Source organism: Candidatus Poriferisodalis sp., assembly GCF_965208555.1.
Classification (GTDB): Bacteria; Actinomycetota; Acidimicrobiia; order Acidimicrobiales; family Poriferisodalaceae; genus Poriferisodalis.
Genome location: NZ_OZ242342.1, coordinates 2,267,030 through 2,292,992, shown reverse-complemented (window position 1 = coordinate 2,292,992; position 25,963 = coordinate 2,267,030). Strand labels below are relative to the sequence as shown.

Genomic DNA, 25,963 nt, shown 5'->3' with positions numbered 1-25,963 from the left:
TTCCGGACCATCCGGAGGATCGGCTCGGGCCGGGCGAGGCTGGCGAGTTGGGGGCTGGGTGACGGCAACGATTGCTGATTTGGCGGCGGGATACCGGGACGGGTCGCGGTCGCCGGTCGAGGCGACCGAGCAATGCCTGGCGGCGATTGCGGCGCTGGACGGGCGGGTCGGCGCTTGGCAGGCGGTGTATGCAGATGAGGCCCTGGCGGCGGCTGAGGCAGCCGAGGTGGCACTGACGCTGGCGGCAGGCGAGCCGGTGGGACCGTTCTGGGGTGTGCCGTTCGGCCTGAAGGACATCGTGGACGTGGAGGGCCGGGTCACCACGGCGGGGTCGGCCGAGTGGATGGACCGGGTCTCGCCGGCCACGGCGGTGGTCGCGCAACGGCTGCTGGATGCGGGCGGGGTCTTGGTGGGCAAGACCAAGACCGTCGAGTTCGCGATGGGCGGCTGGGGCACGAATCAGCACATGGGCACGCCCTGGAACCCGTGGGATGCCGACGTGCTGCGCACGCCGGGCGGCTCGTCGTCGGGTTCGGGTGCGGCGGTGGCGGCAGGCATGGTGCCGTGCGCGGTGGGCACCGACACGGGCGGGTCGGTGCGGCTGCCGGCTGCGCTGTGCGGGATCGTCGGGCTGAAGACCACCGAGGGACTGCTGCCGATCGACGGGATCGTGCCGCTTTCGCACACCTTGGACACGCCTGGCCCGCTGGTTCGCACGGTGCTGGATGCGGCGCTGATGTTCGATGCCATGTTGGGGACGCAGGCGGGCGAAGTCGAACGAGACTGGCTGGCGGGGACCGGCCGCTACGGGGCACTGCGGGCAGCGCTCGAGGACGGCCTGTCGGGGCGGCACATCGGCTGTCTCAGCGACGCCGAGCGGGCGGGCGTGGATGCTGCGCAGCTTGCCGCCTATGACGCTGCGCTCGAGGTGCTGGCGGGGTTGGGGGCCAAGGTGGTGCCGTTCGACCCGCCGACCTCGTTCGAGGAGATGAAGAACACCCGCTTCGTGATCGTGACCGCCGAGTCGTACTACTACTACGGCTCGATGATGGAGGACCCGGCTTCGAGAGTGGACGAGCGGGTGCGGGCCCGGGTGCTGCCCGGGGCGAACATCTCGGCCAGCGAGTACATCGCAGCGGTGGTGCAGCGGCGCATCGACCTGGCCGAGTTCGCCGCGGCGTTCGAGGGCTTCGATGCCATGGTGACGCCGACCACGCCGATGCTGCCGCTGCCCGTCGACGGGGCCGACGAAACCAACACGCCGGCGCTGTTCACGCGGGCGGCGAACTTCCTGGCCCTGTGCTCGACGACCGTGCCGACCGGGGTGTCACCGCCGGGACCGGCAGGCGCAGGTGGCGGCCTGCCCACGTCGATCCAGTTCATGTGCCGGGGCGGCGACGAGACGCTGTCGCTGTCGTTGGCGGCCGCCTACGAAGCTGCCCGGGGGCCGATGCCGAACCCGCCGCTGTGGGCCGGAGGCGGATGATGAAGATCATCTGGATGCGCACAGCAGCTGATGGACAGACAGTGTTCGAGGACCTGGAGATCGCGACACGGCACGGCGAGCGGGGAGCCGAGACTGCGGCGTTGCCGGTGGCCGGAGTCATCTTCCGCACCGAACAACCGGCCTTGGACCTGGACTTCCACAACGCCCCGCGACGCCAGCTCGTGATCCCGCTGGACGCCGAGGTAGAGGTGGAGGCGGGAGACGGGATCGTGAGGCGAATCGGCCCTGGCGAGGTGCTGCTCGCCGACGATCTCACCGGGCAAGGGCACAAGTCGCGCTTCCGGCCCGCGGGAGCCTCCATGCTGTTCGGCGTGCTGCCCGACGAGGTCGACCCTGCCGCCTGGCGCGCCTGAGGGGGACGGCGCACCGGCAGACTCAGCCCCGACATCCCGGATCGACGAGGAGCAGCAGCCATGGGCAAGGCAACGGTGATCGGCAGTTTCAGCTGCCAGGACGGCAAGGCCGACGAGATGGAGGCGGTGCTGTCGGCGATGGTCGAAGCCGCCCGCGACGAGCCGGGCGTGGAGATCTACTCGTACCACCGGGGCGAGGGCAACACGTTCTGGTTCTTCGCTTTGATGAGCGACGCCGAATCGATGCAGCATCACGGCCAGACACCGGCCATGCAGGAGGCGATGGCGGCCTTCATGCCGCTCATGGCCGATCCCCCGCAGATGCAAATGACGACGCCGGTGGCGGCGATCGGGCTGAGTCTCTGAGCGACCGGTCGTGCCGCCGCCCGTAGGCGCGGGCGGCGACGACGCTGTGCTCAGCCGCAGACGGCCACAGTTCGGGCGACGAGGTCGTCGAGCGTGAGTTCGCCGACGCCAGCCAGGGTGACCTGCACCCGGCCGTTCCATGCGCTGGGCCAGTGTGCTGGGATGGGTCGGCCGGTGAGGCCCCACAGGGCGCCCACAGTGGCGCCGTTGCAATCGGTGTCACACCCCGCGGCAACAGTGTCTCCGATGGCGGTCGAGAAGTCGTGATCGCCGGAGAGGAGGCCCCATGTCACCAGTGCCAGATTGTTGACCGTGTGCACCGGCGACATGCCGTCGTAGGCGTCGTGTATCGGGGCCGGGCCCTCGTTCGCAGCTGCGCAGCGGATGCCGAGCGCCATCGCCTCGACGCATGCCGAACCGGCGGGCAGCAGTTCCATGGCGGTTTCGACTGCGGCCAGCAGGGTCGGGCTCGACGGTATGGCTGCACCGATCGCCGCGACAGCCTGGGCGCCGTAGACGCCTTCGTCCCGGTGGGACAGGCGAGCGTCTCGGGCCGCTAGCTCGGCAGCGAATGCGGGGTCGCCCGGCGTCACCCAGCCGTACATGTCGGCTCGGATCTGCGCTCCGATCCAGTCATTGAACTCGTTGTCGCTGCACTCGTCGAGGTCGAAGCCCGCGGGCTGGCCGAACGCGAACGGCGTCGAGGCCTTGGTCATCAGCACGGCGTAGGCGGCGCGCTCCGCGGTGAAGGTCATGCCGCCCGGCAGCCAACGGAACCAGGCTCGGGCCACGTCCTCGGTGGTGAAGCCCGTGCCGTGCTCCTCGAGCAGCATGAGCGACAGCACCGTGTAGTTGATGTCGTCGTCGGGCACGGCGACGGCGAGGCGGTCCTTGCAGGCGTCGGCGTTGCGCTCGACCGCTGACGGTGCTGCTGGCAGGAGCGGCACGTAGTCGCGCAGCGGCAGGGCGGCGGCTTGGGCGAGGTAGTCCTGGAGTGCGGCCGGGCCTTGGCGCATCGACAACAGCTCGACGGGTTTGCCGAGCATGCATCCGCTGATGCGGCCGATCCAGGCATTGCGGATCCGCTGTTGAGGAGTTGGCGTCACGACCGGCTCCGGACGTGCATCGCCTCTGGTGTCATGCCGGGCTCCAGGCGTGCTTCGCGTACGTCGCGGTCATTGCATCACTCCCCCGCTTGCGCGGTCTCGGCGCTGTGTGGCTGTGGTCGCTCTTCTACTACCGGGCCGACACTCCCGCAGCAGAGGATGGCCGTATGGTGGGCGGCGTGCTGGCGGTGCTGATCCTGTTGCTCGTGTCGGTGCCGCTGCTGGAGCTGTTCGTGATCGTGCAGGTGGCCGGCGGGCTGGGCGTGGGCCAGACGATCCTGTTGCTGCTGGCGGTGTCGATTGTGGGCGCCTGGATGGTGCGCCGCTCGGGGCTCGGGGTGCTGAAACAGATCCGCACTCGCCTGGAGAGGGGCGAGCTTCCGGGCAACGAGCTCGTCGACGGCGTGTTGATTTTGGTTGCCGGTGCGCTCATGCTGACGCCCGGCTTTCTGACCGATGCGGTCGGCCTCCTATTGCTCTTCCCGCCGACCCGTCTAGCCGTACGCTCGGTGCTGATGCGTCGCTACTCCAAGCGCATCACGGTCGCCGGTTGGCCCGGCCCGCCGGGCCAACCTGGTGGGCACCGCCGTTCGGGGCCCACTTTTGACGCCGAGAGCTACCCAACTGACAGGGATGACTGACACCGATGGCTGACACCCGATGACCGGTCCGACTGATTTCCCGGAGCCCCACGGCATGGAGGGACCGCCCTCCGAGGGCCTGATCGCGCTGAAGGATCGACTTCCGCTCGGCGTCGCGCTGCTGGCGCTCGCCGTGGCGATTGCGGCACTGGTGGTAGCCGTCGGCAATTCGGACGGTGATGACGTTGTCGATGCCGAGCCTGCGCCCACCGCGGTCACGTCGGCACCGGTGGCGACGGTTCCGACCCCGATTCCCACCACGACGATCGGCACCGTCCAGACCTTGCCGCCGGCGCCCACGACGACGGCCGCGCAGCAGGTCGTGACCGCCACCACGGCAGTCGATGCCGAGGCTGGCGAAGGGGCCGAGCCGCCCCTGGTGCTGGCTGTCGTGGGCATCGGCTACGACAGCACGCTCAACGTGCGCGAGGAACCGGGCGGCCAGATCGTGGCCAAGCTGGACTCGAGATCCACTGGAATCGTTCCCACCGGCACGATGCAAGAGGTGTCCGACGTGCTCTGGTACGAGGTGCACGCGGCCGGCGTGCTCGGCTGGGTCAGCGGCGACTACGTCACGCCGTTGGGCGCGACCGTCGACACCACCACCGAGATCGTGGCGCGCCTCGGCCAGACGCCCAGCGCGGCGAACCTGGCGGCGCTGGGACGGGCCGTTGCGGCGGCCGTGGCATCGGAGGAGCCCGAGTCGCGGGTGCGGATCTCAGGCGAGCCCACGGTCGGCGAGCTCAGCGAGGTCACGATGGACGTCGTCGGTCAGCCTGACGACTCGATCCGCGGCTTCCGGCTGCGCGTGTTCGCCACCCGCAACAGCGACGGAACGTTCACGCTGCGCAACGTCGAGGGCACGCTGATGTGCTACATCGATCGGGGCGTCAGCGCGCAGGGTCTCTGCAACTGACGGCACGGGCCACGGGACAGCCGGGGAAGCACTCGCCGGGGCATCCCGCTCGCCGAGGCTCGCCCTGCAGGCAGTCGGCAAACGGGTGCACCTCGTGAGGAAGCATCGCCTGCGGGTGTTCGTTGTCGCCGTCGTCGGGGTAGTGGCCTTCGTGCCCGGCCGGTTCGTCTACGCGGCCGTCGACCATCCCCTGGTCGGCACGCCGTACGGCACGGCGCTTGCAGTGTGCGCAGCGGTGGCAGTGCTGAGCTGGATGGCGTCGATTCTGACGCGGGACGCCTCCTGGGTGGACCGGCTGTGGTCGATCGTGCCGGCGCTGTACTGCGGGATCGTTCTCGCCGACGCAGGACTCGGCTCGACTCGGATCACCGTGATGACAGCGCTGGTGTGCGCTTGGGGAGCACGACTCACGTTCAACCTCATCCGCCGGGGCGGGTGGCGCCCCGACAGCGAGGACTACCGGTGGAGCTATCTCCGAGAGCAGATCAGTCAGCGGAGAATTCTCGGCTGGCAGATCGGCGAGGTGGGCTTCCAGACGTTCAACGTGCTCTTCGTGTCGTTCGGCCAGATGGCGCTCATCTGGTGGTTCACCTCGCCGGTCCACCAAGCGTGGCTGCACGCCGACGTGCCGCTGGGCTGGCTGGACTACGTCGCGATCGTGGCGTTCTTGGTGTTGCTGGTGCTGGAGACCGTTGCCGACGGGCAGATGTGGCGGTTCCAGCAGAACAAGGCACGGCTCGTGGCGGCGGGCGCCGAGATGGAGCGGCCATTCCTCACCGAAGGGCTGTTCCGCTACTGCCGCCATCCCAACTGCACCTGCGAGCAGGCGATGTGGATCGTGTTCTACCTGTTCGCCATCTCGGCATCGGGCCGGCTGTGGCACTGGACCGGGTTGGGCTGGGTGATCCTGCTGCTGCTCTTCGCGGTGTCGACGAGGCTCACCGAGAAGATCTCGGGCGAGCGGTATCCCGCCTACAGCCGCTACCAGGCTGCGGCGCCGATGTTCGTGCCGAACCCGCTCAGCCCGCGGCGCCGCCGGTCACGGGCGGCGTACTTGTAGCTCACGGGTCGGGCATCTCGGCGGTGCCGTAGCCCTCGTCCACCACGCCTTCGGTGAAGAAGGCTTCCCACCACAGGCCGTTGGGGTCGGTCACCCACGACTTGTGCTGCAGCTGGTAGCCACACACCAGATCGGCCTGATCGGACCGGGGCAGGTCGGCCGCGTCGATGTGGTCGCGCATGGCCGCCAGCTCTTCGGGCGTTTCGACCTGAATGCCATAGTGAGCCGAGCCGGGTTGCCCGCTGCCGTGGGTGTCGAGCGAGAAGTTGACCCGGGGGTCGTCGAGCATCCACTTGGCGTAGTCGGGGCGCTGCAGCGTGGGCTCGCAGCCGAACAGCCGGGTGTAGAACTCGATCGACTCGTCGAGGTCGTCGACCTGCAATCCGATGTGCATGCGCCGCATGACTCGCACCATAGAGCGCCGCATAGCGGACACGAAAGGACAGGGCCGGACAAATCCACGGCAGACTCGTCGCCGCCAGCCCGGTTGCCACCAGGAGATCTCCATGCCCATAGCGCCCGCCAACACGCATGAAGCGACAGCAATCGAGCTCTACTACGAGACCCATGGCGACCCGGCCGACCCGGCGCTGCTGCTGGTAAACGGGTACTCGTCGCAGATTTTGGGGTGGCGGGCCGGCTTCCGGGAGCAGCTCGCCGAGCGGGGGCGGTTCGTGGTCAGCTTCGACAACCGCGATGTCGGCCTGTCGACGCACCTAGACGGGGTCGAGGTGGACGTAGTGGCAGTCACCAAGGCCGCGCTGGCTGGCGAGCCGGTGCCGCCCGTGCCCTACACGCTGTCCGACTTCGGCGACGACGGCATGGGGCTGCTCGACCATCTCGGCATCGAGGCCGCGCACATCGCGGGGGTGTCGATGGGCGGGATGATCGTGCAGCAGATGGCGATCGATCACCCCGACCGGGTGCTGTCGATGACCTCGATCATGTCGACGACCGGTGAGCGCGGGTACTTCGATTCGGCGCCCGAGGCGCTCGAAGCGCTGACCGCGCCGCCGCCGGTGGACCGGGACGAGTTCATCGCCAACGGCGTGGCGTCGTCGAAGATCTGGTCGAGCCGGCGCCACTACGACCCCGATGCGATGGCCGGGTTCCTGGCTGCTGCCTTCGACCGCATGTTCTATCCCGAGGGGCTTCCTCGGCAGATGGCTGCGGTGCGGGGCTCGGCGCCCCGGGCCGAGGCGCTCGGACGGCTGGGAGTGCCGACGCTGGTGATCCACGGGCGGGACGACACGCTGATCCTGCCGAATGGCGGCGAGCGCACGGCCGAGCTGATCCCGGGTGCGCACCTGCTGCTGCTGGGCGACATGGGCCATGACCTGCCCGAGCCGCTGTGGCCGGTCATCATCGACGCCATCATCAGCCACACTGCTCACGCCGGAACCCGTCCCTGACATCGACGGGTCGGGGCGAAGACATGACCGGGCGACGACCCGGCTACGACGAATCGAGGCTCTCCATATGAATCTCTTGGCGTTCGCCGCCTCCAACAGCAGCCAGTCGATCAACCGGCAACTGGTGGACTACGCCGTCAGGTTGCTCCAAGGCGGCGAGATCGACGGTGTCGACCCCGATGCGCTGGAGATCAGCATGCTCGATCTGAACGACTTCGAGATGCCGATCTACAGCATCGACCGGCAGGAGGCCGGGGGCATCCCGCAGCCGGCGCACGACTTCTACAACGCGCTCGGGGCGGCTGATGCGCTGCTGATCTCATTCGCCGAGCACAACGGCTCGTACACGGTCGCCTACAAGAACGTGTTCGACTGGGCGTCGCGGATCGACATGCGCGTCTACCACGACAAGCCGATCGTGATGCTGTCCACATCGCCGGGCGGCGGGGGTGGCGGCTTCGTGCTGCGAACGGCCAGTCACCTCGCCGGGTACTTCGGCAACGAGATTCTGGCGACCCTGTCGATTCCCCGGTTCGGCGAGAACTTCGACACCGGGGCTGGCGCAGTGAGCGATCCCGACCTCGACGCTCAGTTGCGAGAAGCCTTGGCCGCGTTGACGAGCGTTTGTGACTGACACGACGGTGCTGGTGGCGGGTGCGGGGCCGGCGGGGTTGTCGATGGCGATCCTGCTCGGGCGCTTCGGGCTGGACACCGTCGTTGTCGAGCGCCGCGGAGGTGTGAATCCCCATCCCCGCGCCCGGTCGGTCAACGTGCGGACGGCCGAGCTGATGCGCCAGTGGGGCGTGCTGGACGAGATCGAGGCCGTGAGCCTGCCGCTGCCGTGGACCGAGCAGTTCGTGTACTGCGAGACGCTGGCCGGCACCGAGATCGGCCGGGTGACGACGGGAGTGCAGCCGGTCGTGAACGGAGTGGAGCTGTCGCCGGCGCCGTGGCTGCTGACATCGCAGGACCGGATCGAGGAAGTCCTGCTGCGCCGGCTGGCGGGCATGAGCGAGGTGCAGATCTGCTGGGACACGGAGCTCCTCGAGGTGGTCCAAGACGGCGAGCACGTGACGGCTGAGGTGGGCGATCCATCGGGCACGCAGCACCTGACGGCACGTTGGCTGGTCGGTGCCGACGGGGCGTCGTCAAGCGTGCGTCGCAGCCTCGGCATCGAGATGGACGGCATCGCCAGCTTCGGCACGATGATCAACTGCCAGTTCTACGCCGACCTGGGGCCGTGGACCGATCATCGACCGTCCGCCCTGTACTGGACGACGAAGCCGGCCCGCAACGTCTTCCAGAAGATCGACACCAATGATCGATGGCTGTGCCAGATCAACTACGACCCGTCGACGCACCGTCCGGAGGACTTCACGACCGACATGGCCGAACAGTGGATCCGGCGTTCGATCGGCGACGAGGCGCTTTCCGACAGCTTTGACCTGCGGGTGACCGACGTCATCCCGTGGGTGATGTCCTCGACGGTGGCAGAGCGGTTCCGGGACGGGCGGATGTTCCTGATCGGCGATGCTGCGCACCAGCTGCCGCCCACGGGTGGCTTCGGCATGAACACGGCCGTTCAGGACGCCCACAACCTGGCGTGGAAGTTCGCTGCCGTGGCCGGCGGCCATGCCGGCGAGGGGTTGCTGGACACGTACGAGGCCGAGCGGGCACCCATTGCCCAGTACAACGCTGATCGGTCCCGTGAGAACTCTCGAAGCGTCGGGCGGATCCGGCGGCTGGTCGAATCGGGCACGGCGACCATCGACGAGAAGCGTGTGGCCCTCGCATCCTCGGAGCGGTACGGGAACTGGCTCGGGATGGACCTCGGGCTGCACTACGAGGACGGCTGCCTGATCGGCGACGGCACAGCGCCGCCGCAGGTGGACGACCCGGTGACCGACTACGCCCCGACGGCCCGGCCGGGGCACCGTGCTCCCCATGTGCCGATCGACTTCGACGGGGCGACATCGACGCTGGACCTCTACGACACGCAGTTCGTGCTGATCTGCGGTGCCGACGTCGATCTTGCCGACGTCGACACTGGTGCTAAGGCCGACGGGACCGAAGCCGGAGATGGCGTTGCGGCCCACCCGATGCTTCGTGCGCTGCGGCTCGGCATCGACCTCAACGATCCAGGCGGTGACCTCGCAGCCGCGTATGGCATCGGTCAGGCGGGTGCCGTGCTGGTGCGCCCCGACGGCCATGTCGCCTGGCGCCACCCCAATGCGACGACCACTGCCGCCATGGCCGCTTTCGACAGCCTGCTCATGTGCTGACGGTCCGCCGCTAGCCAGCGCGCCGCTCGCGGCTGCTCCACGACGCGATCCTTCGCATGGCCATGCTGTTGGCTCGCGCGTTGGTTCGCTGCGCTCACGAGCCATTCGGCCGCGGCCTCCGCGCGCGTCGGCGCGGCCTGTCGGCGTGCCGGGTTCTTGAGACCGCGGCCTCGGGGATCGGAGTGCGGGCTAGGGCTCCCAGAGCAGGGTGTCGGCCATGAACTGGCTCCAGGCGAACCAGAACGACTGGTGGCCTTCGACGGGATTGCCATCGGCGTCCACCGCACGCACCCCACCGCCGTCGAGCTGCAGCGTGACCCCGCTCAGCTCCACCACCCCGCCGGCTTCGAGCTCGACCACGGCGGCGGCGACGGGGAACGCGACCGGGGTGCCGTCGTCGAGCACTACGCCGAAGACCTGGTCCTGGACGCTGAGGCGCCCGTCGACGTCGCCGACCGGGAAGATCGGCCCGCGATCGTCGCGGCCGCCCAGCGGGTCCAGCGGGTACTGGCGGCCGATCCCCCCGTCCGAGGCCACGATCGTCGTCTCGGGATGGGCGGCTTTCCATTCGCCCCACGTGGTGGTCACGACAGTGGTCTGCGGCAGCACGACGCCCTGCTCTCGCAGCGGTCCCGATACCGCTTCGCCGGTGAAGGTGTTGAACACCGACTTCGTGATGAGGTCGTACATGACCTTGTTGGACCGTGACAGCAGGCCCGAGGTGCGCAGCACGGGGGTGGCGACGCCGTCGGGCACCTCCTCGGTCAGGTACGCTTGGGCCGAGCCGCACAGCGTGCAGTAGGGCATGCCGATGCGCCGCCCGCCGAGCGAGTCGTTGATCATCTCGTGGATTTCCATGATGTGGCGGGGGTAGGCCCGGGCCTCGCCGCCGAGCACGACGGCGAACACGACGCCGTCGTCGGGGTACCACGAGCCGCCCGCCGCATCGGTGACGCCCGGGTTGTCAAGCGCGGGGATGCAGCCCCGGGGGCAGAGGCGGGGGTCGCCGAGGTCACGGTTGTCGATGAGCACCCCGCCCCAGCTCACGATGCGCCAGTCGATCTTGGCGTCGGGGTCGTCGAAGAACGGCTGCCAGCCGGGCTCGACCAGCGTGAACAGCCGCTCCTTGTACTCGGCATAGCCGTCGAAGACGGGCAAGTCCCAGGCGAGCAGGTGGTCGGTCACCGACTGCCATGGGCTGCGGAGGGCGACGGGGTCGTCGGCGAGCCTGACGCTGGTCAACGACTGGAAGGCCGAAATGGCCCCGTCGGTGAGTTCGCCCGGCGGAACGAACCTGAGCAGGTCGGAGACGATCCACCCGAGTCGAGGGTCGTCCGTCTGGCCGAGCCGGGCGATGGCGTCGCCGCTGACCCCGCCTCGCTGCAGGCCGGACCAGACCATGTTGAGGTCGTTCTGAGCGGCCCGTGACAGCGGGCCTGTCGGCACCTCCGGCGCAGGAGGGAACGTGTAGCCGAGGAAGTTGCGCAGCGAGCCGATTTCGCGCGGGTCGAGGACAACGGTGTTCTCGCTCGTGCCGGCGGCCGCCGCTGACGAGTCAGCGGTGGTCCCCGAAGTGTCCGCTGTGGTGGCGGGTGTGGCCTGCTGGCCAGAGTCTTCTCCCGACGAGGCTGCCGGGTCGCCTGATGTGTTCGATGCAGGTTCGGCGTCGGGTACCGGCACAGTCGAGTCCGTGGTGGCACAAGCCGTTGCGAGCAGGGTGATCGCCAGCATCGCCGCGATGCTCCGGGCGCGAGCACGGCACGCAGCGACACACCTAGCGGAAGCGCTTGGGGCGCAACGACGCCGACTCGAGACGCACTCACGGAGCCGCACGCGGCCACCCTATGACGCCGTCGGGAACAGTTGGTCTCGCCCTTGTCGAGCGGACTATCCCCGACTGTCAGGGCGCGCGGGCAGATCGGCATCGGTTGGACCAGCCAGGGCAGGTGCAGACGGATCGGTACCGGTCGGGCAGGCCAAGACAGGTACTCAGCGGCTCGTAGCGTGCTGCCCATGCCGCCGAACATGTTGGAAGGCAAGCGGATCGTGGTGACCGGAGCGGGCGCCGGCATCGGCGCAGCCATTGCCGACACTGCTCGTCGCTACGGGGCCCAGGTATTCGGTGTCGACATCGACCGGAGTACCCACGCCGACGGCTACTACGACGTCGCCGACGAGGTTGACGTGGCCCGGCTGTTCGAGGCGGCGGCCAGCGCCATGGGCGGCATCGACGGGCTGGTCAACAACGTCGGCATCGCCGGGCCGACCGGCCGGGTCGAAGACCTCGACCCATCAGCGTTCGACGACTGCGTGCAGGTCAACGTGGGCAGCACGTTCCGCTGCACCGCCGCCGCCGTGCCGCTGCTCGGCGTCGGCAGCTCGATCGTCAACATCGTCTCCACAGCCGGCATCTTCGGCTACCCGCTGCGCAGCCCCTATGCGGCCTCGAAGTGGGCGGTGGTAGGTCTCACCAAGACCTGGGCGATGGAGCTGGGCGAGCGCGGCATCCGGGTCAACGCCGTGTGCCCCGGCACCGTGGAGGGCCCGCGCATGGATGGCGTCATCGAGCGGGAGGCCGCCGCCACCGGGACCACACCCGAAGCCATCAAGGCCGGCTACACCGCCCAGGTCTCGCTGCACACGTTGGTCACTGGCGCCGACATAGGCGAGGCCTGCTGTTGGCTGCTCTCGGATGCCGCCCGCTATGTCTCCGGACAGATCCTCAGCGTGGACGGCAACACCGAGACGCTCCGCACCGTTTAGCGACTGCTCGGCCTGACGATTCCTAGGAGCCCCCGCTCTCCCACATGGTCTCGGTGTAGTTGGTGTCGACGTTGCGGTCGATGACCTCGGCCTCGACTCCCAGGTCGTGCTGGCAGGCGATGATGTTGCCCAGCGTGGGCACGTCGGCGTCCGGCCATGTCGAGGTGTCCCAGATGCTTGCCCGCAAGAGCGCTTTCGCACAGTGCACGAAGCATTCATCGACATCGACAACTACCGCTGCTTTGGGCACCCGCTCGCCGACTGCGGTGGCAGCGCAGACGTCGGGATCGGTGGTCAGTGAGGCGGCGCCGTTGACCCGGACGGTGTGGTCGGTGCCGGGCACGAAGAAGATCAGGCCGACTTGGGGGTTCTCGACCAGGTTCGTGTAGGAGTCGAGGCGGTTGTTGCCGCTGAGGTCGCCGAACGCCAGGCGTGTGCCGCCATCGAGCACCCGGGCAAACCCTGGCGGCCCGCCTCGAGGCGAGGCATCGGTACCGCCCGGCCCGTGCGTGGCCAGCACGCACAGCGGCGACATCGCCAGAAATCGGGCCGACTCGGCATCGATTTTGGGTGCGGTCTTGTTCGCCACCAGCTTGGATGGCTGACGGTAAATCTCCCGCAGCCCTGCCGGGTCGCTGACCTGTCCGTTCATCGCTCGTCCCCTTCCCTGGTCTCAGTATTCCCCCTGCCGGATTCCCTCTGCCAGCTGCTCAACGGTTCTGTCGAGTGTGATCTCGGACCGGCGTGCATGCCTTGCGGGGCGCGGCCTGTGTGACAGTCCAGCCATCCCCGGGCGGAGCGGGGCCGGTCGGCGGGTGCAGCACCAGGTTGTATTCGTGCAACCGGTGGTGGTGGCTGTGGCAGAGCAGCGCCAAGTTGTCCAGGCTGGTCGGCCCGTCGTCGAGCCAGTGCTGGAGGTGATGCCCGTCGCAGTGAACGGGCGCTCGATCGCAGCCGGGCCATACGCATCGTTGGTCGCGTGCAATCAATGCCCGACGCAAGGCCGGCGTAATGGTGCGCTTGGCCCGTCCAACGTCAAGCACTTCGCTCGGGCCGCCCATCACCACCGGGATGATCTGGGTATCGCAGGCGATTCTGCGCAGATCGGCGGCGCCGAGCACGGTGCCGTTCTCGGTGATGCCCGCAACGCCGGGAACTGCCAACGGGTCCATCGCCAGCCTCGACGCCACGTCCGTGGACTGAGCAGCTGGCGTTGCCGACAATGGACGCGCGAGCGACGGCGACTCGCCATTGGCGCCCGCGGCCGTAGCTCGTTCGCTCGAGCCGCCACGCAGATTGTCCAGCGTGGTGAGCACGATCATCTGCGTTGGATTCGGCACGATCCAGACGTCGTCTCCCGTGCCCCCGCCGACGACGTTTCCGGAATCGCGGGACGCGAGCCCCGCTCTAGGGAAGCCGGCAGCCGACGCGGGCTCATGGGAAGCGCTGTTTGCGCTTGGAGCTCTGGCCGCCGCAGCGACCTCGCGAGGCAAGGAACCAGCCCGTTGGCCAGCGCTGGCGGTAGCAGCGCTTCCGTCCGCTCGTGTCGCACCTTGGGCGCCGGCGGCCGTGATCAGCCACGCGAGCGCGTCGGCGGCACGCTGCTGAACGCTGCGGCGCTTCGATTCAGGCAGCTCTTTGTCGCTGCGCCAATTCCGCTCGATAGCGCTCACCAAGAGTCGGTTGACTGCGTCGCCAGTCAGCGCGTCGAACTTCGCACGCAGGTGCCACATGCCGTTGTCGGGATCGATCCACATCGAGGCCGACCTCGCTGCGCGCTGACGAGCCTGCCGCTGCGCATCGCTCTCGCGTCGCCACGCGGCTTCGGCGGCGCGCACGGTCTTCCGTGTCTCGTCGGCTGTCTGGTTTCGAGCCTGCTTGCACAGGTCCCTTCGCACCTCGTCGGGGACCTCGGCCGCGGCAACCAGGGCAGCTTGCTCTGCGTTAATCGCACCGTGCCCCAAGGACTCGGCCACCTGCGGTTGAGCATCCAGAACCTCTGCCTCGCGTTCGACACGTCGGGCCAACGCGCCTCCCACCCCAGTGGCATTGACCAGCGTCTCGGCCGCCGAGGCCTCCCCACGGCGCGCATGCAACTGGCGCCGTGAGGCCTCGGCCGCAAGCGCACTGCGTGCTCCCTCGAGCACGTTGATCGCCCGTTGCACCGCCTGCGCGCACCACACCAGATCCCCATCGTCAACAGACCGAGCCGCCCTCGCACCGACCAGCGGACCGGTGCCAGCCAGCGGGCTCACTGCGGCATCCACAGCATCACGGACGCTCCGAGCACCGGCGACATCGCTGCCCAAACCGTTGTCGTCGCCGCTCCCTTCGGCCTCACAGCTTCGTGCCAGCCGGGTACGCAGCTCCACCAAACAGGCACCGCCGACAGACGAGCGGGGCGAGGGCCGCCGGCCGCCGACCGGTCGGTTTCGTACGGCGGGGTTCATGGCGGCCAACGTAGGAGAGGGGTGTGACAAGTTCTTCCGAGCTGGCGCCGCAGCGGTGACCTGCAAGCCGCCGTGCGGGCTCCGCCCCAAAACGATGCGGACCAGAAGCCGCCACTGCCCTACCGTTCTCCCATGGCCAAGGCACACCGCAGCGCCCACGAGCAACCCGCCGGCGCCTGCCGCACCGACGACACCTTCCAGCAACGACTTGCGGCGTCCATGAATCGCCACAGCCGCATTCTCAATCGCCTCGCCGGCGAGTCCGGCTGAGCCGGCCCCGTGAGCACCCGCTGCGTCGTCCTCCCCCGGGGCATCAACGTCGGCGGGCACAACCGGGTTCCCATGGCCGAGCTGCGCCCGAAGCTGGCCGAGGCCGGCTACGGCGATCCCGTCACGATCCTGCAGAGCGGCAACATCATCGTCACCGCCGAGATCACCGCCGACCAACCCGACCAACCCGACCAACCCAGCGCCGCCGCCGTGGCCGCCGCCGTCCAACAACTCCTGGCCGACGAATTCGACGTGAACGTGCCCTGCGCGGCCCGCACCGCCGCCGAGATCGAAGCCATCCTCGAGCGCAACCCACTCGGCCACGTCGCCGACGACGGGTCCCGCTACCTGGTCAACTTCCTGTCAGCGAAACCGAGCCCCGCAGCCGTCCGTGAGCTCGTCGACGCCGACCACAGCCCCGAGGTCGTCCACGTCAAGGGCACCGAGGCATACGTCTGGGCACCCGATGGCATCAAGGCGCTGCGTCTGTCGTACTCGCACCTCGAACGGCATCTCGACGTGACCGCCACGGCCCGCAACTGGAACACGCTCGAACGCATCGCCGCCAAGCTCTAGCCGTCCCGCCCGACGTTCGAGTCTCAGGGAAGCGCTGCCTCAACCGAGGCTCGGGTTTCGGTCCCGCATTCCCGCCTCCCGGCGTTGGCTGACGGGGCTGGGCGGCCAGACTGTCGGCCGTGACGCTGCTGGAGGTCGAGTCGCTGACCAAGCGGTACGGCTCGATCGTCGCCGTCGACGACCTGTCGTTCTCGGTTGCGCCTGGGGAGACGGTCGGCCTGCTGGGCCCCAACGGCGCCGGCAAGACCACCACGATGGGCTGCATCGTCGGCCTGCTGCAGCCCGACGGCGGGCAGATCGCCGTCGACGGGCTGGCGCCGAACTCGCCGCCGGTTAGCGCCATGGTCGGGTACGCGGCCCAGCGGACGGCGCTGTACCTGTCGCTGCGGGTGTCGGACAACCTCTCCTACTTCGGCGGTCTCTACGGCCTGCGGGGCGGCTCGCTCACCACTGCAACAAGCAAGATCGTCGAACTCTTCGATCTCGGCCCGCTGACCGATCGCAGGGTGAAGGACCTCAGCGTGGGCCAGCAGAAGCTGGTGCACCTGGCGACCGCCGTGATCCACGAGCCCCGGCTGCTGCTGGTGGACGAGCCGACGGCCGGCCTCGACGTCGCTGCCCGCCGGCGAGTGATCGACGGCATCCGCCGGCTGGCGGCCCAGGGCACGGCGGTCATCTTCAGCACCCACTACCTCGAGGAAGCCGACGAGGCGTGCGACTCGCTGGTGATCATCGACCACGGCCGGCGGGTCGCGGCCGGGTCGCTCGCCGACCTGCTCGCAGCCGTCGCCGACCCCGCCACGGTCATCACGCTCGGCAGCGGCGAGACGGTGTCGTTCGACGACCGTGACCTGCTGGCGGCGATCAACTCGGTCGACCAGGACCAGATTGCCGAAGTGGTCGTCGAGCGGCCCTCGGTCCGCCGCCTGTACGAGCGGGTGATCGGCGGCGCCGACGGCAACAGCGCCGCCGGCAGCACGGCAGAAGTCACCCCCGGAAGCACCGCCGATGTCTAGAACCCTCCTCGTCACCCGCAACGAGCTGCGCCTGCTGCGCCGCGACCCCTTCCCCCTGTTCGTGCTGGTCGGCATGCCGGGCGTGCTGCTGTTCTTCGTGTCCGACGCGCTCATCGGCGGGCCGGCGCACTCGGTGCCCGCCCTGGCCTCGCTGTTCGCGCTGCTGGGCACCGGATCGATGGGGTTCTCGTTCTTCCGGGAGCACGGATGGGGCACCTGGGACCGGCTGCGCATCGCCCCGATCCGCACGATCGAGATCGTCACCGGCAAGGCCATCCCCATGCTCGCCGTGACCGCCGCCCAGCAGCTCCTGCTGGTGGCCGTCGGCATCGCCACCTTCGGCCTCGAGGTGCCCGGCGGCGCGGCCCAGCTCATCATCACGGCGCTGGCCTGCGCGGCCGCCTACGTCACCCTGGCGATCGCGATGACCTCGCTGTGCCGCACCATGTCGCAGCTCAACGCCGCCTCGATGCTGGGCACGATGGCCGTCGCAGGCGCCGGCGGCGCCATCGCCCAGATCACCACACTGCCGGGCTGGGTGCAGGCCATCGCCCCCGCCAGCCCCGTGTACTGGGCAATCGACGCCTACCGCAGCGTGCTCGCCGGCGAGCAGGGCTTCGGCCGCGCCATCGCCATGCTGCTCGGGTTCACGGCCCTGTTCATCGCCGTCACCCTGTGGCAGTTCCGAGCCGACAAGCCCAAGGACTGGCTCGGCGAGTAACCCAGCGGCCGAAACGCGAACCGCCCGGCTACTCGTCGCTGGCCTCAGTGAAATCGAGGTCGTAGTTGAAGTACGCGCCGTCCCCGAATCTCCACTCGCTCCACACCTCCAGCAGGTGCATACCGGTGCGCTCGGCGGTGTAAAAGCGCCGGTCACCATAGAAATCCGTAAGGTCGTCTTCGGACATGCCGTCCAGCCTGTTGCCGTCGTCGTCACGCAGCCGCATGCGGGGGACGCGTCCGTCCCAACGCCAGTCGCTCCACGGGTAGGTAACCCTCCACATCTCCAACTGGTATCGCTGGCCTTCCTCCAGATACACCCAGTACCAGTCCGCATCCCCTGGGGGTACGTGTCCGAACGCGGTGTCGTCGAGCGCCACATACGCGTGGGTGCGCGCGCCGTCGGGATGGTCGGTGCCGTAACCGGGCGGCTCCGAGACGCTCACCAGCGGCCGTTCGACGACCGTCACCCGGTAGGTGCCCCGCTCGCCCCCGGCCGAGCCCGCTGCGATGTAGTAGGTGCCGCCGGTGTCCACCGTCAACAGCAAGAAGCTGTCCAGCGCCGCGCCGGAGTCGGCATCGCTCGTGCCGGCTACCAGCGTCCCCGTGCTGTCCATCACCCCGTACAGGTGCGGATCGGGCAGGGTGCCCCGGCGGCGCCCGCGGCCGTCGAGCCACACGAAGTACTCCTGGTCGGCCTCAAGGGTGACTGCGAACCAGTCCTGGTCGCCCAGGTACTGCACCTGCCCGTCCACGCTGCCGCCCACGGCGACCGTGCCGGCAGTCGTGGCGTCGCCCGCAAAGTCGTCGCTGAACCCGGCGCTCACGTCGGTCACCGACACCTGGTAGGTGCCCACCTCGCCAGACCCGACATCGATGTAGTAGGTGCCCGCGGTCGACACCTCGAAGATCAGCTCGGCGTCCGCGCCGTGGCCGTTGTCGGCATCAGCAGTGTCCGCGACCATCGTCCCGACGCTGTCCATCACCCCGTACAGGTGCGGGTCGGCCAGCGTGCCGTTCTTGCTCGGGGCGCCCTGCACCTCCAGCCAGTAGGTCGTGTTCGCCGCCAGGGTCACCGCCAGCCAGTCCCGGTCGCCGCGGTAGTCCACCTCTGCAGACGTCGCTCCCCCGTCCACCGCAACCGTGCCGCTGGTAGCGGTGCCGGCTGAATAGTCGTCGACGCCGGCCGTCAGCTCGTAGGTGCCCCGCCCGCTGTTGCCGGTGCCCACCGCGACGTAGTAGGAGCCGGCAGACGCAGGCTCGAACACCACCTGTGCATCCGTGCCCACGCCGCCATCAGCGTCGGCGGTGTCCGCAACCAGCGTGCCGGCGCTGTCGAACACCCCGTACAGGTGGGGATCGGTCAGCGTCCCCCGGCCGGTCGAGGCGCCTTTGGCCATGAACCAGTAGCTGTGCCCGGCCGCCAGGGTGACCTCGAACCAGTCCTGGTCGTCGCCGATCTCCATCTCGCCCACAGCGGCAGCCCCGCCGACCGTGACCACGCCCGTCGTGGACGTGCTGGCCGCAAAGTCGTCGACCACTTCGCTCACCGCCAGGTTGTAGATGCCCAGACCCGACGCCGCCGCGCCGGCGATCACGAAGTACTTGCCCGAAGCGGTGGGCCGGTACCACACGGCGCTGTTGTTGCCAGTACCGCTGCTGTCGTCGGAGGTGTTCGCCACTGCGGTGCCGTCTTCGAGCGTGATGCCCCAGATCTTCGGATCCTCCAGCGTGCCGGAGGCGGGCGTGCCCGGCGGGCTGTCGACCCCCAACAGCTCGATCACGTACGCCGTGCCGGCTACCAGATCCACTGCGAACCAGTCCCGGTCGTTGGCGAAGTCGACCCGCGCCCGGGTGCTGCCGCCGACCGACACCGCCCCCGTCGAGCTCACATCGGCGGAGTGATCGCCCGACAGCACCACCTTGTACTCGTGGACATATCCCGTCACGTCATCGGACACCGACACCGTCACCTCGGTCAGCCCGTGCTCGGCGACGTCGATCTGGTGGCCTGCCGTGTTCGTGTCGGCATCGGCCGGCGAGATCGCAACCCCGAACGCCGGATCTGCGGCCTTCGCCTCGGCCGCCACCGTCACCTGCGCGCCGGGGCGATCCATCTCGTAGAGGAAGGTCTCCGACGAGAACGACGGCACCGAGCTGCCGTCCACGGTCAACGAGGCCAGCAGCGGCGCCGAGGAGCCGACGTAGTCGCTCACCGCGACATCGATCCTGAAGAGCCGCTGGCGGCCGTCAAGGCTGTAGTGCTGGATGGCCTCGATGAGATAGGTGCCCGCCTCCAGCGTCGCCTTGAGGCGCCCGTGATCGGGGCACGGGATGTCGAAGTACGCGAGGCACTCGTCGTTGTCGTAGTCGACGTGATCGAAGTAGTGCGCGAGCTGCGTGCCGTCAGAGGAGCGCACCACGGTGTGGGTGCTGGTCGTCCACCAGTCCGCGTGCCCAGGCTGCCTGGTATCGAGACGGATCGTCACGTCGCTGATCCGTGGCAGCGTCAATTCGTAGAAGTGCGCGTTCCCGGTCGTCGTTATCCCAGCGGGGAGATGGCTGGTCCACTGCGGATACTCGAAGAGCGACGTGCAGCTCGGCACGAAGCGGCCCGACGCTGTGAGCGTGCCGTCGCCTTGATCTTGCAGATGTTCGAGCTCGCAGCCTGCGGGGAGGATCGCCGAGAGCGGGCTGTCGCGGGCGACGGTGATGATGTAGGCGTTGACGGCGTTCTGGGCGTTGCGGGCGATGACGGCAATGACGGTCTGGGTGGGGACGCCGTCGGGGCCGGGCTCGGCCAGGTTGACCTGGTGGCCGTCGGTGATGTCGTCGGCGTCGGCTGGGGTGACGATGTAGGTGGTGCCTGCGGGGGCGGTGGCGTTGACGGTGACAGTGGCGACGTCGGCCGCGACTTCTGCGGTGTAGGCGGTGGTGCCTGCGGCGAACGCCGGACTGAGGGTGGTGTCGGCGAGCGTGATGCTGTCGAGCGTGGGCAGGTTGGTGTGGCGGGTGAAGATGCCGGAGGACCGCAGCCGTCCTGGTTCGAGGCTGACCTGCGATTGCTTGCCGGGCGTCTGGGAGTAGCGCGGGGTTCCGCCTGATGCCTGCTGGCTGATGAGGATGACGTAGGCCCGCTGGCGCAGCCCGTCGGCGGAGGTGACGATCACCAGCACCAACGTGTCGCCGTCGGCGGCGAGGGGAGCTTGGTGGCCGCCTTCGACCGGGTCACCGTCGTCGAGGTCCGGGGTGAGGGTCGGGTCGTCACCGTGCAACGTGATGACCTGCACGGTGGCGTCAGTGTCGTGCAGGCCGGTGATGATCGTGGCGGTGTCGGCGTCTGGGTCAGCGGTGGTCTCATAGCGGGTGGTTGCGGGATCGAATCCCAGGTCGTCGACGCCGTCGACGGCGAGGCCGTTCAGCTTCGGCGGCTCCGAGCCCTGCTCTGAGGGACCCGCTCCGGGGACGTCGACCACCGCCCAGTAGGTCCGCTCGGCGCCGTCGGCGGCGACGACGGTCGCTGCGATCACGGTCTGCGCGCCCTGCGCGAGTGCGACTTGGTGCCCCGTGGCGACGGCGTCTGCGTCTGCGGGCGAGACGGTCGCCACCGATGAGGAATTGGCGGGACCCGCCTCCACCGTGATCTGCTGGGTTCCCGCCGGCGCGGTCGCCGAGTACAACGTCACCTCGGGATCGAATGCGGGTGACAGCGCGAGCGAGCCCACAGTCAGCGACGCCAGTCGCGTTGTGGCCCCAGGCCCTCCGATGTTGGCCTGGGGAGAGTTGCGCAGCATGCGCCCGCCGGCGGAGCACACCGAGGCGGCCGACGCGCAGTCGGCTGGCGCGGCGAGCGTCACGGTCACGTCGCCGGGTCCGTCGGGCGTCACGGCGAGCTCCCAGGTTTTGCCGACGGGCGCTACTTCCGACACGGCCGCCAGCGATCCGCCGGTCACCGTCAGCGCATCGGCGAGCGATCCCGAGACGACGCCGACGTCGTCCTCGTCGAAGTTGAGGCGCAGCGTGAACTGCGACGATCCGTCGTGCGCGTCGGGCACCCGGGAGAACCACGCGCCCGGCGGCGCCGTGCCCCGCTCGGGGAGGGCGTCGGCGCCAGCGCTGAGCGACACGTCGAGCGCGTCGCCTACCGAGCCTGACAGCAGGCCGTCGGAGGGCCACCAGTACGTGCCGCGCAGCGGCAGCCCGGCGGGCACCTGGCTCTGCGAGCCGACGAACTGCTCGCCGTCGATCTCGAGCACGAACTCGGTGTCCAGCGAGCTGCGCAGGCCCAGATACAGACCGCCGGCGAGCTCCGCGAGCAAGATGACCCCATAGGACGACCCGTCGACATCGAAGCTCTCCGAGGTCAGCGAGCCGAAATTCGCCCAGCGCGAGTAGCCGACCGTGCCGTCGGTCGCCCCCACGTCCAGCACCGCCGTCCACGCCTCGACAAGGTCCGTGCCAGTGCCCAGATCCGTCTCGGTGCCCAGGTCCGTGCGGCTGTCGGCGGGCGATTCCGACGAGTCTGTGGACGTCCCGCCGACGGGCTCCCCCACCGGCTCGGACAGCTTCAGTTTCATGCGGTACCGCACGGGGCTGGAGGACTCCACCCGCACCTCATAGGTGCCCGCCGCCAAGGTGATGCTGAACCGCTCATCAGAACGCCCGAGCTCGACGCCCGAGCCCAGCAGATCGCCCTCGGCGCTCTCCAAGTACACGTCCGCGTTGGCAGTCAGCAGCCGCAGCACCACCTCCACCGACTTCGGCGACGACAGCTCGAACTGGTACCGCTCCACACCGCCCGCCGCGTCGTCGATCGTGCTGTTGACAACGGTCTTGGCCTCGTCGGTGATGTCGCCCAGCTCCACCGCCTCGGGATCGTCGCGTAGCTGCAGCTCCGGCGACGCACCCATGGCCGGCGCCAGCGGTCCCAACACCGCCGCCGCCCCCACCAACACCGCAGCCCCAGCCCTCAACAACCGCGACCCGCGGCCCCACCACGCAGCAACGGCCCCCATTCAGACTGATTGTAGTTACCACTACTAGACAGCCAGGGGACAGAACCCCTAACCACTCCCCCGTCAAACAGCGCTCACCGGCGGCCTCTGCGCTAGCTCGAGTTCGGCATCCTCCGCCGTGGGAAGATCGCCCGGTCGTCCTGACGCAACTCCGCCAGAGCTCGCAGCTTGGCCTCTTCGATCCGCCGGGCGCGCTCGGGATCGCGACGTGCCTCGTCCCGCAATTCGCTGAACTTCTTGGTGCTCGGCATCAGCAGAGTCCTCCTGTTCGCTGCGCCCCTCAGGGAAGCCGCGGCCCGATCCAATGCCGGGATGAATGCCCTGCAAGATCGGGTGCCAACTAGTCTGTCTAGTGCGGTTGACACATTATCGACGACGAGTTGAGGCGATGACCACTTACGCAGTGACGTACCGGCGCGACCCCGGCGACAACGCTTGGCTCGTCGACATCGACGGCATGGCCGACGTTCACACGTTCGGCCGGAACCTCGACGAAGCGGCAACGAATGCCCGCGAGGCCATTGCTGTCACCGTCGATGTCCCCGAATCCGCTGTGGAGCTCGACGAGCGCATCGACGTTGCGGACGTCGATGTCGACGAACTCGTACGCCTGCGCGACCAGGCACTGGAGGCCCACGAGATCTACCTGGCTTGTCAACGCGCCGCAGCGCTGCGCCTCACCGATGCCGGTGTTTCACGCCGTGATGCGGCTCGTCTGCTGGGCGTGTCCCACCAACGGGTCCAGCAACTCGTCGCCGGCTGACGTGAGCGATACCTAGGAAGGTTCAGGCGACTTGCACTGCGTCGTGAAGCTGGCCGGGCGGTTCTGCGGGAAATGACAGCACGAGATGTCGGTCTAGCCCGGACGCCACACGGGCGAGGGTGTCGATCCGATTGCGTGCGCCGCCGCCCTCTTCCAGGCGGGAGATCACCGACTGCGTAGTGCCCATGCGGTCGGCGAGCTCCCGCTGGCTCAGACCCGCCTGCACCCGGAGATCGTGAATGAGCTGACCCAGGGCGAGATCCTGCTCGACGGCGGCACGCGTCACAGGAGAAGGCTCACCGCGACCCGCCTTGACATCCTCCCAACGAGATCGATTAGCCACAGCCCGGCTCCCTCACGGATCGCTACCCGCGCACTCGGCGGCAACACGACGCGCCCGAGCGATCTCGATGCGCTCGTTGTCGCGCTGTTTGCGAAACGTCGTCAGGAGCACTACGCGACCGTCCATCGTGAATCGGTACGTAATGCGTCGGGATGTCGGCCCGAGCGTGAACCGCAGCTCGAACAGACCGCCGCCGAGACTTCGCGACAACGGCATTCGTGCCATTGCGCCCAGTTCGGCAAGCCTGTCGATGATCACGACGACGCGGTGCCAGTCGGCTTCGTTGAGCTGATTGAGCCACTCCGCTACCTCGTCGTGAATCTCGACGTCTGCCACGGGAAGGATAATCGCATTATTGCGATAATGCCAGCAAAGCGATTTTGGCGATGCGAAGGCCTAGGCGGGCACTCTGGGCGATGGTTGACGTGACGGGGTCACGATTCGTCGACAATTGCAGCGCAATGACTGCTGTCCACCAGCTCCGGCTCGGCCGCATGAGCCTGCCGCAGAGCCACCCACGAGCCGCGGAGCAAATCTGCGAGATCTGCTGCTACGTCATCGATCACCCCGACGGGGTCATCGTGGTTGACACCGGCCCGAGGGCCGGCCACCCGCTCATCGACGAGTTATATGCGCCGGACGTGGCGGTGATCACGAGCGTGCTCGCCGCCGCCGGGTTCGATGAGCGTGACGTTGCCGCGGTGGTCAACACGCATCTGCACTTCGACCACTGCGGCCAGAACCATCTCCTCGGCCACGCCCCGGTTTGGGTCACCGAAGCTGAGCTGCGGGTGTCGACCACCGAGCGCTACACGGTGCCCGAGTGGGCTCACATCGAGCCGAGCCGCCTCCGACTCGCCGCTGACGGCGAGCTGATTGCGGACGGAGTCCGAGTGCTGCATACCCCAGGCCACTCCCCCGGCCACCTCTCGATCGCCGTGCAGACGAAACGAGGCCTCGAGATCGTCGTCGGCCAGGCCTGCTACTCGTGCGCAGAGTTCGCCGCGGCTACAACAACTGCAGACGACATGCACGATTCTGCCTGGCACTCCGTCGGCCTGGAATCCGTTGCCCGGCTGCGCTCCCTGAACCCAGCCCGGGCCCACTTCAGCCACGACCCCCAGGCATTCGAGGCCTAGACGCTAAACAGCCCCGACCGAAGTCGGGGCCGTCGGACCGGGGCTACGCGCCCCGGTGGGGTGCCCTCACGGTATCGGAAAAACGGCTTCAGCCGAAGCTCGCGTGCTGCCTACCGTCAGCTCGGATCCGCAGAGCGCTCGGCCGGCGGCGTAACCGAACTCTCGTAGGGAAAGCAATCGGGGGGCGCCGCCACAGTTGACGTCGCCCCCCAAATTCTGCCCCAAGCAGCTTCAACGAGAGGCCGACGAGGGGCTTACGACGCTCACAGTATTGGCATTCCCGCGGCCTTGGCAACGCAATTCTGAACCCGCCCAGATCAGCGGATACCCGCTCTGCGCCGAGACTCGGCTGAGAACTGCCTCCAGCTAGCTCGCCACCCCCGCCGGCAGCTCGTTCCACACCTCGCCCTCGAGCTCCCGACCGCCGGCCTTGGGCGTCCTGCCTCCCCACTGCTTGAAGAAGAACGCCACGCCCGCCGCCGTGCACCTGTCGCGCAGCTCGGTGACCCACTCCAGCTCCATGGGCCGGGCGCCGGCACCGGACTCGCCGCCGGCAATCACCCAGTCGATGCCTGCCAGATCGAGCTCGCCGAGCGGGCCGAGCAACGGCTCGGCGCTCACGAACCTCACCGCTGCAGGCACCTTGTGCAGGTGATCGATGCGGAAGGCGTACCGGCGAGTCTCCACGCTCACGCCCATCCACAGGTTCGACGGCCAGTCGAGATCGCCTGCGATCCGGCTCAGCCGCTGCGCTCGCTTGGTGAGCACCTGGTAGGTGTGCTGGGGCGTCTGGCGGATCACCTCGAAGACCTGCGCGATGAACTCGGGCGGCACATCGTCATGGAAGAGATCGCTCATCGAGTCCACGAACACGAGGCGGGGTGCGCTCCAGCGTCGAGGCACGTCGAGCGATGACCGATGCAAGGTGAGCTTGAAGCCCGGCCCGCTCGTCGCCGGGTCGCCGTCGTTCTGGTACTTGGGCGACCCCATCGCCTTGAGCCGCTTGGCCAGGGTCTGCGCATAGCAGCGGTCGCAGCCCGGCGACACCCGATCGCAGCCCGTGGTCGGGTTCCACGTCGCCTCGGTCCACTCGATCGCCGACTTGTCAGCCACACCTCAACCGTAGAGACAGGGTTCGACGTCCATTAGGCCACATGGGAAATCCCACGACTAGCGCTGGCTTCTACTCAGCTATCGCCAAGGAGACATATAGCAGCTCGCTAGAGACCTGGCTCGACGATCAGTATTCCAAACCCGGTTGTCGC

At 68.5% G+C, this 25,963-nt stretch carries 26 protein-coding genes; 16 read left to right on the top strand and 10 right to left on the bottom strand.

Annotated elements, in window-relative coordinates:
- Positions 1-58 precede the first annotated feature (58 nt).
- From ACOGXE_RS10645 to ACOGXE_RS10635, 3 genes are read left to right on the top strand one after another with little or no spacing between them, the layout of a single operon-like run.
- A complete protein-coding gene (locus tag ACOGXE_RS10645; RefSeq protein WP_419930888.1) occupies positions 59-1,486 on the top strand; it encodes an amidase in 1,428 nt (475 codons plus the stop codon).
- A 14-nt stretch (positions 1,487-1,500) separates the two neighbouring features.
- On the top strand, positions 1,501-1,860 hold the full coding sequence (locus ACOGXE_RS10640) for a hypothetical protein (protein ID WP_419930887.1): 360 nt from the start codon (positions 1,501-1,503) through the stop codon (positions 1,858-1,860).
- 60 nt (positions 1,861-1,920) lie between these two features.
- The gene (locus ACOGXE_RS10635) at positions 1,921-2,226 is read left to right on the top strand and encodes a putative quinol monooxygenase (protein WP_419930886.1); all 306 of its coding nucleotides are present in this window, start codon (positions 1,921-1,923) and stop codon (positions 2,224-2,226) included.
- A 50-nt stretch (positions 2,227-2,276) separates the two neighbouring features.
- On the opposite strand, the gene ACOGXE_RS10630 is transcribed toward ACOGXE_RS10635, so the two are convergent.
- Positions 2,277-3,332, bottom strand: a complete 1,056-nt coding sequence (locus ACOGXE_RS10630; protein WP_419930885.1) for an ADP-ribosylglycohydrolase family protein — start codon at positions 3,330-3,332, stop codon at positions 2,277-2,279.
- Between the two features lie 167 nt (positions 3,333-3,499).
- Here ACOGXE_RS10630 and ACOGXE_RS10625 point away from each other — a divergent pair, with 167 nt between their 5' ends.
- The 3 genes from ACOGXE_RS10625 (at position 3,500) to ACOGXE_RS10615 (ending at position 5,949) form a co-directional block, all read left to right on the top strand.
- On the top strand, positions 3,500-3,973 hold the full coding sequence (locus ACOGXE_RS10625; protein ID WP_419930884.1) for an FxsA family protein: 474 nt from the start codon (positions 3,500-3,502) through the stop codon (positions 3,971-3,973).
- Positions 3,974-3,992: 19 nt separating this feature from the next.
- Positions 3,993-4,889, top strand: coding sequence for an SH3 domain-containing protein (locus ACOGXE_RS10620; protein ID WP_419930883.1), 897 nt, complete (start codon positions 3,993-3,995; stop codon positions 4,887-4,889).
- A 94-nt stretch (positions 4,890-4,983) separates the two neighbouring features.
- Entirely contained in the window at positions 4,984-5,949 is a 966-nt protein-coding gene (locus ACOGXE_RS10615) for a DUF1295 domain-containing protein (protein WP_419930882.1), read from the top strand.
- Position 5,950: 1 nt separating this feature from the next.
- Here ACOGXE_RS10615 and ACOGXE_RS10610 read toward each other — a convergent pair whose 3' ends face one another.
- Positions 5,951-6,352 carry a VOC family protein gene (locus ACOGXE_RS10610; RefSeq protein WP_419930881.1) on the bottom strand — a complete coding sequence of 134 codons (402 nt, stop codon included), beginning with the start codon at positions 6,350-6,352 and terminating at the stop codon, positions 5,951-5,953.
- Positions 6,353-6,455: 103 nt separating this feature from the next.
- On the opposite strand from ACOGXE_RS10610, the gene ACOGXE_RS10605 reads away from it, so the two are divergent.
- The 3 genes from ACOGXE_RS10605 to ACOGXE_RS10595 all read left to right on the top strand — a co-directional run bounded on the left by ACOGXE_RS10605 (position 6,456) and on the right by ACOGXE_RS10595 (position 9,643).
- Positions 6,456-7,361, top strand: a complete 906-nt coding sequence (locus ACOGXE_RS10605) for an alpha/beta fold hydrolase (RefSeq protein WP_419930880.1) — start codon at positions 6,456-6,458, stop codon at positions 7,359-7,361.
- A gap of 67 nt (positions 7,362-7,428) precedes the next feature.
- Entirely contained in the window at positions 7,429-7,995 is a 567-nt protein-coding gene (locus tag ACOGXE_RS10600) for an NADPH-dependent FMN reductase (RefSeq protein ID WP_419930879.1), read from the top strand.
- A complete protein-coding gene (locus tag ACOGXE_RS10595; RefSeq protein ID WP_419930878.1) occupies positions 7,988-9,643 on the top strand; it encodes an FAD-dependent monooxygenase in 1,656 nt (551 codons plus the stop codon). Before ACOGXE_RS10600 ends, ACOGXE_RS10595 begins: the two co-directional genes overlap by 8 nt.
- Before the next feature lie 189 nt (positions 9,644-9,832).
- On the opposite strand, the gene ACOGXE_RS10590 is transcribed toward ACOGXE_RS10595, so the two are convergent.
- On the bottom strand, positions 9,833-11,374 hold the full coding sequence (locus tag ACOGXE_RS10590) for a DUF3179 domain-containing (seleno)protein (RefSeq protein ID WP_419930877.1): 1,542 nt from the start codon (positions 11,372-11,374) through the stop codon (positions 9,833-9,835).
- A 282-nt stretch (positions 11,375-11,656) separates the two neighbouring features.
- Between ACOGXE_RS10590 and ACOGXE_RS10585 the strand changes: the two genes are divergently transcribed.
- Positions 11,657-12,406, top strand: coding sequence for an SDR family oxidoreductase (locus ACOGXE_RS10585; protein WP_419930876.1), 750 nt, complete (start codon positions 11,657-11,659; stop codon positions 12,404-12,406).
- 22 nt (positions 12,407-12,428) lie between these two features.
- Here ACOGXE_RS10585 and ACOGXE_RS10580 read toward each other — a convergent pair whose 3' ends face one another.
- Positions 12,429-13,058, bottom strand: a complete 630-nt coding sequence (locus tag ACOGXE_RS10580; protein WP_419930875.1) for an MSMEG_1061 family FMN-dependent PPOX-type flavoprotein — start codon at positions 13,056-13,058, stop codon at positions 12,429-12,431.
- Between the two features lie 58 nt (positions 13,059-13,116).
- Positions 13,117-14,856 (bottom strand): DUF222 domain-containing protein, encoded by a 1,740-nt coding sequence (locus tag ACOGXE_RS10575; protein WP_419930874.1) that lies wholly within the window; start codon positions 14,854-14,856, stop codon positions 13,117-13,119.
- A 132-nt stretch (positions 14,857-14,988) separates the two neighbouring features.
- Here ACOGXE_RS10575 and ACOGXE_RS10570 point away from each other — a divergent pair, with 132 nt between their 5' ends.
- From ACOGXE_RS10570 to ACOGXE_RS10555, 4 genes are all read left to right on the top strand, one after another.
- Positions 14,989-15,126, top strand: a complete 138-nt coding sequence (locus ACOGXE_RS10570; RefSeq protein WP_419930873.1) for a hypothetical protein — start codon at positions 14,989-14,991, stop codon at positions 15,124-15,126.
- 9 nt (positions 15,127-15,135) lie between these two features.
- Complete coding sequence (locus tag ACOGXE_RS10565; protein WP_419930872.1) at positions 15,136-15,702, top strand: DUF1697 domain-containing protein; 567 nt, start codon at positions 15,136-15,138, stop codon at positions 15,700-15,702.
- Positions 15,703-15,821: 119 nt separating this feature from the next.
- On the top strand, positions 15,822-16,718 hold the full coding sequence (locus ACOGXE_RS10560; protein ID WP_419930871.1) for an ABC transporter ATP-binding protein: 897 nt from the start codon (positions 15,822-15,824) through the stop codon (positions 16,716-16,718).
- Complete coding sequence (locus ACOGXE_RS10555) at positions 16,711-17,439, top strand: ABC transporter permease (protein ID WP_419930870.1); 729 nt, start codon at positions 16,711-16,713, stop codon at positions 17,437-17,439. The genes ACOGXE_RS10560 and ACOGXE_RS10555 overlap by 8 nt, the downstream gene beginning before the upstream one ends.
- A gap of 28 nt (positions 17,440-17,467) precedes the next feature.
- On the opposite strand, the gene ACOGXE_RS10550 is transcribed toward ACOGXE_RS10555, so the two are convergent.
- Complete coding sequence (locus ACOGXE_RS10550; protein WP_419930869.1) at positions 17,468-22,453, bottom strand: pre-peptidase C-terminal domain-containing protein; 4,986 nt, start codon at positions 22,451-22,453, stop codon at positions 17,468-17,470.
- A 92-nt stretch (positions 22,454-22,545) separates the two neighbouring features.
- Positions 22,546-22,704 carry a hypothetical protein gene (locus ACOGXE_RS10545; RefSeq protein WP_419930868.1) on the bottom strand — a complete coding sequence of 53 codons (159 nt, stop codon included), beginning with the start codon at positions 22,702-22,704 and terminating at the stop codon, positions 22,546-22,548.
- A gap of 137 nt (positions 22,705-22,841) precedes the next feature.
- Here ACOGXE_RS10545 and ACOGXE_RS10540 point away from each other — a divergent pair, with 137 nt between their 5' ends.
- Positions 22,842-23,216, top strand: a complete 375-nt coding sequence (locus ACOGXE_RS10540) for a helix-turn-helix domain-containing protein (protein WP_419930867.1) — start codon at positions 22,842-22,844, stop codon at positions 23,214-23,216.
- Between the two features lie 22 nt (positions 23,217-23,238).
- On the opposite strand, the gene ACOGXE_RS10535 is transcribed toward ACOGXE_RS10540, so the two are convergent.
- Both ACOGXE_RS10535 and ACOGXE_RS10530 read right to left on the bottom strand, forming a co-directional pair.
- Positions 23,239-23,502 (bottom strand): helix-turn-helix domain-containing protein, encoded by a 264-nt coding sequence (locus ACOGXE_RS10535; RefSeq protein WP_419863635.1) that lies wholly within the window; start codon positions 23,500-23,502, stop codon positions 23,239-23,241.
- Between the two features lie 69 nt (positions 23,503-23,571).
- On the bottom strand, positions 23,572-23,895 hold the full coding sequence (locus ACOGXE_RS10530) for a type II toxin-antitoxin system RelE/ParE family toxin (protein ID WP_419863634.1): 324 nt from the start codon (positions 23,893-23,895) through the stop codon (positions 23,572-23,574).
- Between the two features lie 125 nt (positions 23,896-24,020).
- On the opposite strand from ACOGXE_RS10530, the gene ACOGXE_RS10525 reads away from it, so the two are divergent.
- A complete protein-coding gene (locus tag ACOGXE_RS10525; RefSeq protein WP_419930866.1) occupies positions 24,021-24,698 on the top strand; it encodes an MBL fold metallo-hydrolase in 678 nt (225 codons plus the stop codon).
- 366 nt (positions 24,699-25,064) lie between these two features.
- Here the strand turns inward: ACOGXE_RS10525 and ACOGXE_RS10520 are convergent, their stop codons facing one another.
- A complete protein-coding gene (locus tag ACOGXE_RS10520; RefSeq protein ID WP_419930865.1) occupies positions 25,065-25,811 on the bottom strand; it encodes a DUF5131 family protein in 747 nt (248 codons plus the stop codon).
- Positions 25,812-25,963: the final 152 nt, after the last annotated feature.

Bases quoted from the DNA above. Each gene is read 5' to 3' on its own strand.
- ACOGXE_RS10540 (WP_419930867.1), top strand. From the start codon at position 22,842: ATGACCACTTACGCAGTGACGTACCGGCGCGACCCCGGCGACAACGCT.
- ACOGXE_RS10625 (WP_419930884.1), top strand. From the start codon at position 3,500: ATGGTGGGCGGCGTGCTGGCGGTGCTGATCCTGTTGCTCGTGTCGGTG.
- ACOGXE_RS10590 (WP_419930877.1), bottom strand. From the start codon at position 11,374: ATGCTGGCGATCACCCTGCTCGCAACGGCTTGTGCCACCACGGACTCG.
- ACOGXE_RS10640 (WP_419930887.1), top strand. From the start codon at position 1,501: ATGCGCACAGCAGCTGATGGACAGACAGTGTTCGAGGACCTGGAGATC.
- ACOGXE_RS10610 (WP_419930881.1), bottom strand. From the start codon at position 6,352: ATGCGGCGCATGCACATCGGATTGCAGGTCGACGACCTCGACGAGTCG.
- ACOGXE_RS10570 (WP_419930873.1), top strand. From the start codon at position 14,989: ATGGCCAAGGCACACCGCAGCGCCCACGAGCAACCCGCCGGCGCCTGC.
- ACOGXE_RS10620 (WP_419930883.1), top strand. From the start codon at position 3,993: ATGACCGGTCCGACTGATTTCCCGGAGCCCCACGGCATGGAGGGACCG.
- ACOGXE_RS10555 (WP_419930870.1), top strand. From the start codon at position 16,711: ATGTCTAGAACCCTCCTCGTCACCCGCAACGAGCTGCGCCTGCTGCGC.
- ACOGXE_RS10605 (WP_419930880.1), top strand. From the start codon at position 6,456: ATGCCCATAGCGCCCGCCAACACGCATGAAGCGACAGCAATCGAGCTC.
- ACOGXE_RS10525 (WP_419930866.1), top strand. From the start codon at position 24,021: ATGACTGCTGTCCACCAGCTCCGGCTCGGCCGCATGAGCCTGCCGCAG.
- ACOGXE_RS10550 (WP_419930869.1), bottom strand. From the start codon at position 22,453: ATGGGGGCCGTTGCTGCGTGGTGGGGCCGCGGGTCGCGGTTGTTGAGG.
- ACOGXE_RS10585 (WP_419930876.1), top strand. From the start codon at position 11,657: ATGCCGCCGAACATGTTGGAAGGCAAGCGGATCGTGGTGACCGGAGCG.
- ACOGXE_RS10580 (WP_419930875.1), bottom strand. From the start codon at position 13,058: ATGAACGGACAGGTCAGCGACCCGGCAGGGCTGCGGGAGATTTACCGT.
- ACOGXE_RS10600 (WP_419930879.1), top strand. From the start codon at position 7,429: ATGAATCTCTTGGCGTTCGCCGCCTCCAACAGCAGCCAGTCGATCAAC.
- ACOGXE_RS10545 (WP_419930868.1), bottom strand. From the start codon at position 22,704: ATGCCGAGCACCAAGAAGTTCAGCGAATTGCGGGACGAGGCACGTCGC.
- ACOGXE_RS10575 (WP_419930874.1), bottom strand. From the start codon at position 14,856: ATGAACCCCGCCGTACGAAACCGACCGGTCGGCGGCCGGCGGCCCTCG.
- ACOGXE_RS10635 (WP_419930886.1), top strand. From the start codon at position 1,921: ATGGGCAAGGCAACGGTGATCGGCAGTTTCAGCTGCCAGGACGGCAAG.